The sequence below is a fragment of the Planotetraspora phitsanulokensis genome, assembly GCF_016863295.1.
Lineage (GTDB): Bacteria > Actinomycetota > Actinomycetes > Streptosporangiales > Streptosporangiaceae > Planotetraspora > Planotetraspora phitsanulokensis.
The window spans coordinates 101,753-113,576 of the sequence record NZ_BOOP01000036.1; the positions used below are offsets into that span (position 1 = coordinate 101,753).

Below are 11,824 nucleotides of genomic sequence, written 5' to 3' on the forward strand. Positions count from 1 at the left end.
CGACGCCGACGCCCGCCACAGCGTCAGCTGAGCGCCTGGGCCGTGCGGATCAGGTGAATGTGGGTGAACGCCTGCGGGAAGTTGCCGAGCTGGCGCCCCTCGACCGGGTCGTACTCCTCGGCGAGCAGGCCGACGTCGTTGCACAGCGCCAGGAGCCGCTCGAACAACTCCAGGGCCTCGTCCTTACGGCCGACCAGCGCGAGCGCCTCGGCCAGCCAGAAGCTGCAGGCGAGGAACGCGCCCTCGGCGCCGGGGAGGCCGTCGACGTGGATGCTGTCGGCGATCGGATAACGCAACACGAATCCGTCGGGCATCAGCTCGCGCTCGATCGCGTCGATCGTGCCGGTCACCCGGGGGTCCTCCGGCGGGAGGAAGCCGACGATCGGGATCAGGAGCAGCGCGGCGTCGAGCTCGCGAGAGCCGTACGACTGGGTGAAGGTGCCGCGCTCGGCGTCGAAGCCCTTCTCGCAGACCTCGGCGTGGATCCGGTCGCGCATGGCCCGCCAGCGGTCGACCGGACCCGTGCGGCCGAGCTCCTCCACGACGCGCACCATGCGGTCGGCCGCCACCCACGCCATGACCTTGGAGTGGACGAAGTGCCGCCGCGGGCCGCGGACCTCCCACAGGCCCTCGTCCGGCTGGTCCCAGCTGCGATCGAGGAAGTCCAGCAGCTTGCGCGCGATGGACCACGCGTGGTCGTCGGGCGGCAGGCCCATCTTGCGAGCCTGGTAGAGGCAGTTGACGACCTCGCCGTAGACGTCGAGCTGGAGCTGGTCGGCCGCCCCGTTGCCTATCCGCACCGGCCTGGAGCCCTCATATCCCCCCAGCCAGCCGAGCGTGAGCTCGGGGAGCCGCCTCTCGCCCGCAACGCCGTACATGACCTGGAGGTCCTCCGGGCGGCCCGCCACGGCGCGCAGCAACCAGTCGCGCCAGGCCCCGGCCTCGCCGATGTACCCGGAGTCGGTCAGCGCGTCGAGCGTCATGGCGGCGTCGCGGAGCCAGCAGTAGCGGTAGTCCCAGTTGCGGATCCCGCCGATGTGCTCGGGCAGCGACGTGGTGGGCGCGGCGACGATGCCGCCGGTCGGGCCGTACGTGAGCGCCTTGAGGGTGATGAGCGAGCGCACGACCTCGTCGCGCCAGGGGCCCGTGTAGCCGCACCTGGAGACCCAGTCCTCCCAGATCAGCCTGGTCGCGCCGAGCTCCTCGACGGCGTCGATGGGTTCAGGCCGCGGCTGGTGGGACGGGTGCCAGGTGAACACGAAGGGCACGCGCTCGCCCGCGGTGACCGTGAAAGTGCCGGTGTGCCGGTATCCGCCGCCCCTCAGCTGGACAGGGGTGTGGATCCAGACGGAGTCGGGTCCGCCGATGGCGTGGAGATCGCCGTCGGCGCGGCGGACCCACGGGACGATCCGCCCGTAGTCGAACCTGATGCGGATCTCGGTGGTCATCTCCACCGTGCCCGAGATGCCTTCCACGATCCGGACCAGATCGGGGTTGGCATGGCGGGGCGGCATGAAGTCGACGACCTTGACGGTCCCTGTGGGGGTCTCCCAGACGGTCTCGAGGATGAGCGTGTCCTTGGCGTACTGCCGGCGGGTCGCCGTCTCCCCTTTCGAGGGGGCCAGCCGCCAGAAGCCGTTGGAATCGTCGCCGACGAGCTTTGCGAAACAGGCGGGGGAGTCGAAGCGGGGGAGGCAGAGCCAGTCGATCGAACCGTCGCGGCCGACGAGGGCGGCTGACTGCATGTCCCCGATGAGGGCGTAGTCCTCGATCAGCATGCGGGCCAGGCTACCCGGCGGGCCGCCACATCTTCATGAACACCTGGGTGAGAGGCCCGATGGTGACGGCGAAGACGATGGTCCCGATGCCGACGGTCCCGCCGAGCACCCAACCGGCCGCGAGCACGGTGAGCTCGACCAGCGTCCGGGCGACCCGGACCGACAGACCCAGTTTGGCCAGCCCGGTCATCAGGCCGTCGCGAGGACCCGGGCCGAAGCCGGCGTTGATGTAGAGACCGCCCGCCGCGGCGACCAGGACGATCCCGCCGAGGAGGAACGCCCACTCGCCGACGAGGTGGGAAGGCGGGGACACGCGCCACATCACGAGGTCGGCGCAGCTCCCCACGATCAGGACGTTGCTGATCGTGCCGAGGCCGGGCCGCTGCCGCAACGGGATCCACAGGAGCAGCACGAGGGCGCCGACCAGGTTGATGCAGAACCCCATCGACCAGCCGGTCCGGAAGGACAGGCCCTGATGGAAGACCTCCCAGGGGTCGAGGCCGAGCCCGGACTGCACGAGCAGCCCGATGCCGGCGCCGTAGACGACGAGCCCGGCGTACAGGCGGACGAGCCTGGACGAGAGGGAACCAAACCGCGGTAGCGAGATCTCAGTCATAGTGGTTTCCATCTTTCGGGCCAATTGCTTGCAAATAAAGAGCCAATCATGAAAAGTGGCCTTATGAACCGGTATCTTAGTGCGTCCCAGCTGGCGAGACTCGTCGAGGTCCCGCCCGGTGCCCGGCCGTACTACAAGGCGCTGGCGGGAGCCGTACGCGGCCTGATCCTGGACGGGCGGCTGCCGGTGAAGGTGCGCGTCCCCGCGGAGCGGCACCTCGCCGAGGCCCTCGGAGTCAGCCGGACCACCGTGACGACGGCGTACGACCGGCTGCGCGCGGAGGGCTATCTGGAGAGCCGGCAGGGGTCGGGGAGCTGGACCGCGTTGCCCGGGCCGGCCGCGCTCGGGCTCGGGAACCCGTGGGTCGCGCCGGACGACGACGGCCTGCTTCCGCTGCACAGCGCGGCGCCGTCGGCGACCGGGTTCCTGGGGGAGGCGATCGCCGAGGCGGGGCAGGCCTATCACCGCTACGCCCTCGGGATGGGCTACGACCCGGTCGGCCTGGTCACGCTGCGGGAGGCCATCGCCGACAGATACTGCAGCCGGGGCCTCGCCACCCGGCCCGACCAGATCATCGTCACCACCGGCGCGCAGCAGGCCATCCACCTGCTCATGACGCTGCTGTCCGGGCCGGGCGACCCTGTGGTGATCGAGTCGCCGACCTACCCGCACATCCTCGACGTCGCCCGCATGCGCGGCGCCCGCTTGGTGCCCGTCGGCCTTCTCTCGGACGGCTGGCACATGGACCTGGTCACCAGCGCGATGCGGCAGTCGGCCGCCCGGCTCGCGTACGTCATCCCGGACTTCCACAATCCGACCGGCCACCTGATGCCGGACGGCGACCGGGCCGAACTCGTGGCGGCCGCCCGCCGGTACGACACGACCCTGCTCGCCGACGAGACGTGGGTGGAGCTCGCCATCGACGACGTCGGCGCGCGGGCTCCGCTGGCCTCGTTCGACACCGACGGCCGGGTGATCAGCATCGGCTCCGCGTCCAAGCTGTGGTGGGGCGGCCTGCGGATCGGCTGGATCAGGGGCACGGCCGCGCTGGTGCGCCGCCTCGCCACCCTGCGGGCCGCGGTGGACATCGCGAGCGCGGTCTTCGAGCAGCTCGTCGTCACCGGCCTGTTCGGCCGCATGGAGGACACCCGCGCCGAGCGCCGCCGCACCCTGGGGGCCTCCCGCGAGGCGCTCATCGCGGCCTTACGTGAGGAACTGCCCTCCTGGAGCTTCACGGTGCCGGCGGGGGGCGGCTCGTTGTGGGTGCGGCTCGACGCCCCGGTCGCGACGTCCGTGGTGGAGGCCGCGGCGTCCAACGGCGTACGGCTCGCGCCTGGCGGGTGGTTCGGCGTGGAGGGCACGCTGGAGCGCTACCTGCGGTTGCCGTTCACCCAGCCGCCCGCGGTGCTGGAGGACGCGATCCGCCGCATCGCCACCCCGCCGGGCGAGTACGGCTACCGCCCGGCGACGTCGCTCACCCCTACCCTGTGACGTGCGCCGGCCGGGACTCGCCCTCGCCCATGAGCGTTCGGATCCGGCGGACGAACAGCATCATGGCGATGCCCGCGACGATGGCGGCCAGGGCGAGGCCGAGGTAGTAGGCGGGCATGGGGATCACCTTGGTCAGCCGATAGGTCTGGCCTCCGACCGCGTCGCCCAAGGAGATCGCGAGGTACCAGACGCCCATCATCTGGTTCTCGAACGCGCGGGGCGCGAGCTTGTTGGTGACCGAGAGCCCGGCGGGGGACAGGAACAGCTCGCCGATCGTCTGGATCAGGTACACCGAGATCAGCCACATGATCGACACGCGGACGCCGCCTGAGGCGATGCCGGACGCGACGGACATGACGACGAAGCTCAGCCCGACGAGCAGCAGCGCGACGGCGAACTTGAGCGGGGCGCTGACCCTGTCTCCGGCCTTCAGGAACGCCTCGGCGAAGACCGGGGCCAGGAAGATGATGGCGAGGGAGTTGACGTTGTTGATCCAGCCGGGCGGGACGTGGAAGCCCATGACGTCGAGCTGGGTGTTGTTCTGCGCGAAGAGGGTCAGGGCGCTGCCCGACTGGTCGTAGATGAACCAGAAGACGGCCGCGCCGAGGAAGAGCCACACGTAGGCGTGCAGACGGGTGCGCTCGTCCGGCGTGACCTCGCGCGAGCGGAAGAGGAAGAGGAAGTAGAACACGGGGACGAGGGCCGTGCCGATCGCGAGGACCAGGGAGAACCTGTCGATCGTGAAGGTGCCGCTGAGGGCCCACAGGGCCAGGGCAACCGCCACTGAGGGCAGCGAGATCGTCACGATGGCGCGGAAACGGCGCCGTTCCTCGGGCGTCAGCCGGTGGTCGGGCTCCTCGCCCACGCCCCCCAGGTGCCTGCGGCCCAGGATGTACTGGCCGAGGCCGACGGCCATTCCGACGGCGGCGGTGCCGAACGCGAGGTGCCAGCGGTCGCCCTGCTGCAGCCACGGGACGGCCATGATCCCCACGAAGGCGCCGAGGTTGATGCCCAGGTAGAAGATCGTGTAGCCCGAGTCGCGGCGGGCGTCGTCCTCGTGCCGGTACAGCTCGCCGACCAGCGCCGCGATGTTGGGCTTGAGCATGCCGCTGCCGAGGGCGACCAGGACGAGCCCCAGCCACACGAACGCCCCGCCGAACGGGATCGACAGGCTGACATGGCCGCCCATGATGACGAGCGCGCCGTACAGGACGGTCCTGCGCGGCCCGAACAGCCGGTCTGCCATCCAGCCGCCGGCGAGCGCCAGCAGGTACACGGAGGCGATGTAGACCCCGTACACGCCGACCGCCGTCGTCTCCGACAGTCCCATGCCGCCGCGGATCGCCGGGGCCGACAGGAACAGCACGAGGATCGAGCGCATGCCGTAGTAGCTGAAGCGCTCCCACATCTCTGTGCCGAACAAGGTGGCCAGGCCACGCGGATGGCCGAAAAAGGTCTTACCCCGCACGGGCGGCTGTGTCATGCGCTCTCCCCCGATTCACTGCCCACAGCACGTTACCCCCAAACAGGATGTTCTTTGCGTTTTAGTTGGTTTCTATGCCAAATCATCACTTAGGGAATGAATTGCAGTAAACGGCAGAGCCGTGTGTTTACTCATGGGCCAAAAGTGACAAACCACCAGACCGTCCAGTCCCGTGATCATGCACAGAGTCGCAAATCGATCCCTGACCAGCGCCTTCTCTTGCCGTGATCATGCACAGGTGCGGCGAAAGGGGGGCTGGCCTGCGGATATGTGATTCGTGATCATGCACTGGGGTCGTAGACGTCGGCCGGATGGCGCGCTGGCCGTTCCCTGACCTCCTCAAACGACGTACGGCCGGGCATCCTGGTGGCCGTACCTGATTACGCCACGTAATCAGGCTGGTCGGCGACCGGATGTGCGAAGTCGTGCATGATCACGAAACGCGAAGACGCAGGCCGTCGCCGGTCTCGCCGACCCTATGCATGATCACGTACGGTGTTTGGGCTGCTCATCGGGCATGACCCGGAATATGTGCATGATCACGGCTGAAGGTCGGGCGTCGGGGCGGGTTTTGCTCATTGGGGCGTGTGTCAGGGGCGGGGGGATTACCTCCGGCTGCGTACGGTCACTGGCCATGATGAGACGTTTGATTGCAACGCCTATCCTCGGAATGGCGGTTACGTTGGCAGCCGGCTGGGCCCCCGCGACGGCCGCCGACGAACTGGCCATCAGGTCCATCACCGTGAAGCCGGGCACCCCCGTCGTGGGGCCCACGGGTTCGGTCAAGGTCGTGGTCGAGGTGATGGCGCGGGGTGCGACAGCCGTCTCCGTTCGCCTCGAGCCCGGCCGTACCGGACCGGTGACCCCGAACGACCCCGAGACTCCACCGTCACCTGGAGTGCAGCAGCCGCCCGTCAATCCCAGTACTCCGGGCAACGTGGTGCCGGGGGCCCCCGCCCAGCCGGCGCAGGCTCCGGCTCAGACCCCCGCGCACGTACCCGCTCAGGCGCCCGCAGCCTCGCCTCAGGCCGTGGTTCCGGCCCGGCCGCAGAGTCAGGCACACGCCCCGTCCCAGGTTCCCGCGCAGGTGAAGACGCCTGCGCCGGCCCAGGCGTCCGGTCAGGTGCCTACGCCGGTGAAGGCATCCGCTCCTCCACAGGCTCCGGCCAAGCCTCCGGCTCAGGCGCAGACTCCGTCCCAGGTTCCCCCGCAGGTGAAGCCTGCCGTTCCCGCTCAGGTCCCGGCGAAGGTGCCTGCGAAGGTGCCTGCGCAGGTTCCGGGTCAGGCCTCGGCTCAGGTTCCGGCACAGGTGAAGACACCTGCGCCGGCGCAGGCACCGGCCAAGATCCCAGCGCCAACGCAGGCTGCGGGTGCCCCGACGGCGGCACCGCCGGCTGCCGCGTTGAACGCCCACGCCGCTCCGCACCGAGCCATGCGGGCCACGGCCGCGCAAGTCCCCGGCACGAGTCGTGACCGGTCCGAATGGGAGACCTGGCTCTTCCTGCCGGAGAGGCCGCTGTCGAGGTGGTATCCCAGCGGCCCGTGGACGGTCACGGCCACGGCTCGGAACGCGGAGGGGAACGTCGTCACTTACCGGACGATCTTCTTTCTCAAGCGGCAGACCGCGCTCGAAGGGGTGAACGTCGTCCGCAGCGACAACCAGGTCCGCATCACCGGGACCCTGCTGCGCGTCGACCCGCTCGGCCGGGTGGACTACCGTCCGTTCGAGGGGCAGGAGATCGCGCTGGCCTTCCGGCCCTCCGGTTCGGGGACGTGGCGCACGATGGGCACGGCCGTCACCGACAAGAACGGCTGGTTCAGCAGCCGGCATCGCGGAATGGGTGACGGCGTCTGGCGTGCGGAATACGCCGGTACCGGTCACTACGCAGGTGAGATCAGTGCCGACAAGCACCCATAAATTGCGACAAAGTGCCGTCTATCCTGAACAATAGGCGTCAGACGGATCTGTTCTAGCTGTGCATTCGTGCCCGGCTCCTCCATGGAGCCGGGCATTCTTCTGTTGTTCGCGCAATTTCCGGACCCGTACGGCTTTCGCCGATAAGACTCGCGAATAAAAGGTAATAGGTGGGGTAGAGAGGGCAACCGAAAACGATGTCCGGCGTCAATAGTGAGTGAGCTCGGGCCGTCACGGTCCCGGGCGTCGGGGACAAGGAAGCGTGAGGGAACCGCTGGTGATTCGTCTGCTGCTCGCCGAGGACATGCATCTGATCCGGAAGGCGCTGATCGCGCTTCTCTCCTGTGAGGACGACCTCGAGGTGGTCGCCGAGACCGCGAGAGGCGAGGAGATCGTCAGGCTCGCCTGTCTACGCCGGCCGGACGTCGCCCTGCTCGACATCGGGATGCCCGGGGTCGACGGCCTGACAGCGGCCTCGGAACTGCACCGGCGATTACCCACTTGCAAGACGGTGATCCTCACCGGGCTCGGCACCCCGCTCGCCCTGCGCCGGTCGCTGGACGCCAACGTACGGGGCTTCATCGTCAAGGACGCAGAACCCGGCCATCTCGTCGACTGCATCCGCCGTGTGTACGCCGGAGAGCGTGTGGTCGACCCCGAACTCGCGGCGGCCGCGCTCGACACGGACGGCAACCCGCTGACGGCTCGCGAGCTGGACATCCTGGAGACCGCCGCCTCCGGAGCAACGGTCGGCGAAATAGCGGAGCGGCTTTCGCTTTCACATGGAACGGTCCGGAACTACCTGTCGCGAATTCTCGCCAAGCTCGGCGCCCGATCGCGCGTGGAGGCGATTCAGATCGCCTCGGAATCGGGGTGGTTGTGGCCGGCGAACGGGCGTGAGATCGGCATCCTCCGTCAGCGCCCCAGACGCTGACCCGGCGCGCAGCTTGCTTGTCGACCTGGAAAGCGATGCATGCCGTCCCTCGCAGTGAATGCGCGCATGATCACGCAAGCGAAATGGGCAGCTGAGGGGGCATGATCACGAGCCTGTGCATGATCACGCCAAGGACGGTGGGCGGTGGTCCAGCCACAGGCCGACGAGGTCGGCGTACAGCGGTGAGGCGCCCACCAGGTCCTCGTGCGTCCCGGCCAGGACCCGGGTGCCGTCCATGACCAGGACGCGGCGGGCGCGCAGCGCGGAGGAGATCCGATGGGCGACGACGATCAGCGTTCCGCCCCGCGCGGCGAACGCGGCCTCGGCCCTGGCCTCCGCGGCGGGGTCCAGATGGCAGGTCGCCTCGTCGAGCACGACCAGCCGCGCGGGCGACAGATAGGTCCTGGCCAGCGCGATCAACTGCCGTTCGCCGGCCGACAGCTCGGCCGGGTCGATCTCGGTGTGATAGCCGTCGAACCGCTGGACCAGGTCGGCCAGGCCGAACGCGGCCACCGCCTCGTCGACGGCCTCGGCCGGCGCCTCCGGGGCGAGGTAGGTGAGGTTGTCGGCGAGGCTCCCGTGGAAGACGTAGGCCTCCTGCGGGATCAGCGCGCGGACGGCCTCGTGGGCCTCGCTCGCGGGGACGCCGCCGATCAGCACCGAGCCCTCAGCGGGGCGGAGCACCCCGGCGACGAGCCCGGCGAGGGTCGACTTGCCGATCCCGCTCGGGCCGACCACGGCCAGGTGGTCGCCTTCCGGCACGACGAGATCCAGGCCGTCGATCACCGGCTCCGCCTCGGGCCCGTACGCGAAGGAGACCCCCGTCAGTTCCAGCCCCGTGCTCTCAGGCCGCCTCCGCGGCTCGGACGACTCCGGCGGAACCTGGTCGCCGAGGATCCGCTCCAGCGTGACGGCCAGTCGTACGCCGCTGACGCCGAGCCCCTGGACGAGCCCGGACAGCGCGGGCGTGAGCGACTGCATGACGTACGTGAGGGCCCCGAGGGCCACGCCCGCCGTCAAGCCCCGGTCGAGCAGCCACGGCGTGCCCGCGAGCAGCAGGAGGATCGGCAGCCAGCCGCCCACGGCGAGCGACAACGTCCGGGTGGCCGTGACCCGGGCCAGCGCGCGGGCGGCCCGGGCCTGGTCGCCGATCTGGCGGCCCACGCCGGCTGCGACGCGGACCTCCGCCCCGCAGGCCGCGACGTCGCGCAGGCCGCCCGCCATGACGGCGACCGCGGAGGCCGTCCGCTCGTCGGCCACGATGAAGTCCCGCTGCCGCCGGGCCAGCGCGGGCAGGGACGCGAGGAACAGGCCCAGCCCCAGCAACACGGGGGGCAACACGAGCGGCACCACCGCCGGGGCGAGCGTCATCATGCCGATCGCGACGCTGACCAGCGTGAACACGAACGACCTCACCACCGTGATGATCGCCCCGAGTGCGTCCCTGGCGAGCTCGACCTGATGGTTCATCCGGGCAACCGCCGAGGCGTCGCCATCACGTTCCGCCCGCAACGCGCCGGAGACCACGCGGGTCAGCAGGTCGTCGCGGAAGGGCTCGACCACCGCGGCGATGTTCAGCAGGATCTGGCGGGCCGCGACGGCCGCCAGCAACCAGGCGGCGGCCAGCAGGGCCAGCCAGGCGAGCCCGGCCCCGGGACGCCCGGCCGCGAACCCGTCGTCGACGGCCCGCGCCACCGCGTGACCCCCGGCGAACGCGGGCACCACCTCGGCCAGCGACCAGGCGCCCAGCCGGACGATCCGGTACGGCTCCCGCGACAACGAGCGGCGAAGGAAGAGCCACACGAGCCCGCCCCTCATGAGGCCCCCTGGAAGACCGCCCGGTAGTCCGGGTCGGCCCACAGCGACTCGTGCGTGCCGTGTGCGCGCACACGCCCGTTCTCCAGCCAGACGACCTGGTCGGCCCGGGCGGCGGTGGCGACCCGGTGGGCCACGACCAGGCGCGTCCGGTCGGCCAGCCTGCCGGTGAGCGCGCGGCTGACCTGGCGCTCGGTCAGCGTGTCGAGGCTGGACATGGCGTCGTCGAGGATGAGGAGCCGTTCGGCCTGGGCGAATGCCCGGGCGAGCCCGACGCGCTGGGCCTGGCCGCCCGACATCGGCGCCTCCGTCATCGGGGTGGCGTATCCCCGGGGAAGGCGGCGGATGAACACGTCGGCGCACGCGTCCTGCGCCGCGGCCTGGACCCGGGCGGAGTCCGGCCACCGCTGCCCGAACGCGACGGCGTCGCCGACGGTCGCGCCGAGCAGGACCGGGCGCTCGAACGCGTACCCGACCGCGCGGCGCAGCTGATCGCGCCCGATCTCCGTCAGCGGGACGCCGTCGAGCAGCACCGACCCCCAGTCAGGGTCGACCAGCCTGCCCGCCACCGCCGCGAGGGACGACTTGCCCGAACCCGACCGGCCGACGACCGCCACGCAGCACCCGCCGGGGACGACCAGGTCGATGTCGCTCAGCAGGGGCGTGCCGTTCGCCCGGACGGTGACCCGGCGGAACTCCAGCCGCCCGCGCCCGCCGGCCGGGGGGCGGGAGCCGTACGCGAGGGGGCGCTCCGCCAGCAGACGTTCGAGGCGGTGGGCGGCCGACCGCGCGCGGGCGAGCCGGCCCGCGTAGCCGATCGCGGAGCCGAGACCCGCGCCGAGTACGGCGTAGCGGGCTCCGGCGAGCAGTTCGCCGACGGTGAGGGCGCCGCTCGCGAGCCTGAGCCCGCCCACGGCGAGCACGGCCGTCTCCAGCAGGGGGATCACCACGGCTGCCTGCACGCCCGCCCGCGCATGGAGCCGCCACAGCGCCAGCCCGTGGGAGCGGAGCCGGGGGAGCGGCATGAGGACGCGGCGCACCTCCTGCTCCTGGGTGCCCGCCGCGGTGATGGTGCTCGCACCCGAGAGGGCGCCGACGAGCCGGGCCGCGATCTCGCCCTGAGCCTGCTGGTAGCCGCCCGCGGCGGCCGTGGTCTTCCGCATGAACGCCCGGACGACGCCGACGATGGCGAGCAGGCCCACGACGAGCGTCACCGCCAGCCACGGATCGATGAGGGCGAGGGCGACCACGCTCCCGGCGGAGGGGATGACCAGTGACGCGGCGGTGACGACGGCCTCGGGCGCGCGTGCGGCCTCCTCCACGTTCACTCCCGCGCGGGTCACCAGGTCGCCGGTCGTGAAACGCCTGGTCATGGCCGCCCCGACGGCGAGGATGTGGCCGACGACGCGGCGGCGCAGCCACAGGGCCGCGTGCGCCCCGCTCGCGCCCGACGACAACACGCCGAGCGCGTCGCACGCCACGAGGAAGACCACGAGGAGCACGGTCGCGGGAAGCCACCCGTGGCCGTCCGACGTGGCCCCCGTGAGGGCGTCGAGAGTGCGGCCGAGCGCCATCGGGAGGAACAGCTCCGCGACGGAGCCGGCGAGCGCGGTGGCGGCGAGGAGCCACAGCCACCGGCCGCTGTGCCTGGCGGCCGTGCTGATCAGCGCGTCCGCAGCTCGTGAGGACATCGGCTCCTCCCTGAACCTCCCTGAACCGGCATGGGGCCTCGGACGGAGGACCCCCGGAGAAACGAGAGCCTGGGCGGCCACGAGGGCCGCCCAGGTCTGTC

Annotated in this window: 8 protein-coding genes; 3 read left to right on the forward strand and 5 right to left on the reverse strand. The window is 70.8% G+C overall.

Annotated elements, in window-relative coordinates; genetic code table 11:
- Positions 1 to 23: 23 nt before the first annotated feature.
- Together Pph01_RS33815 and yczE are read right to left on the reverse strand one after the other, a co-directional pair.
- Positions 24 to 1,778: a glycoside hydrolase family 15 protein gene (locus tag Pph01_RS33815; RefSeq protein ID WP_204077257.1), complete on the reverse strand. Its 1,755-nt coding sequence runs from the start codon at positions 1,776 to 1,778 to the stop codon at positions 24 to 26.
- Between the two features lie 10 nt (positions 1,779 to 1,788).
- A complete protein-coding gene (gene yczE / locus Pph01_RS33820) occupies positions 1,789 to 2,394 on the reverse strand; it encodes a membrane protein YczE (RefSeq protein ID WP_204077258.1) in 606 nt (201 codons plus the stop codon).
- Positions 2,395 to 2,457: 63 nt separating this feature from the next.
- On the opposite strand from yczE, the gene yczR reads away from it, so the two are divergent.
- On the forward strand, positions 2,458 to 3,885 hold the full coding sequence (gene yczR, locus Pph01_RS33825) for a MocR-like transcription factor YczR (RefSeq protein ID WP_239117219.1): 1,428 nt from the start codon (positions 2,458 to 2,460) through the stop codon (positions 3,883 to 3,885).
- On the opposite strand, the gene Pph01_RS33830 is transcribed toward yczR, so the two are convergent.
- Complete coding sequence (locus Pph01_RS33830) at positions 3,875 to 5,368, reverse strand: peptide MFS transporter (RefSeq protein WP_204077260.1); 1,494 nt, start codon at positions 5,366 to 5,368, stop codon at positions 3,875 to 3,877. The two genes, yczR and Pph01_RS33830, sit on opposite strands and share 11 nt — an antisense overlap.
- Positions 5,369 to 6,038: 670 nt before the next feature.
- Here Pph01_RS33830 and Pph01_RS33835 point away from each other — a divergent pair.
- Both Pph01_RS33835 and Pph01_RS33840 read left to right on the forward strand, forming a co-directional pair.
- Positions 6,039 to 7,286, forward strand: coding sequence for a hypothetical protein (locus Pph01_RS33835; protein WP_204077261.1), 1,248 nt, complete (start codon positions 6,039 to 6,041; stop codon positions 7,284 to 7,286).
- Positions 7,287 to 7,560: 274 nt separating this feature from the next.
- Positions 7,561 to 8,217, forward strand: coding sequence for a response regulator transcription factor (locus tag Pph01_RS33840; protein WP_204077262.1), 657 nt, complete (start codon positions 7,561 to 7,563; stop codon positions 8,215 to 8,217).
- 123 nt (positions 8,218 to 8,340) lie between these two features.
- On the opposite strand, the gene Pph01_RS33845 is transcribed toward Pph01_RS33840, so the two are convergent.
- A complete protein-coding gene (locus tag Pph01_RS33845; protein ID WP_204077263.1) occupies positions 8,341 to 10,035 on the reverse strand; it encodes an ATP-binding cassette domain-containing protein in 1,695 nt (564 codons plus the stop codon).
- Complete coding sequence (locus Pph01_RS33850; protein WP_204077264.1) at positions 10,032 to 11,723, reverse strand: ABC transporter ATP-binding protein; 1,692 nt, start codon at positions 11,721 to 11,723, stop codon at positions 10,032 to 10,034. Before Pph01_RS33850 ends, Pph01_RS33845 begins: the two co-directional genes overlap by 4 nt.
- Positions 11,724 to 11,824 lie beyond the last annotated feature (101 nt).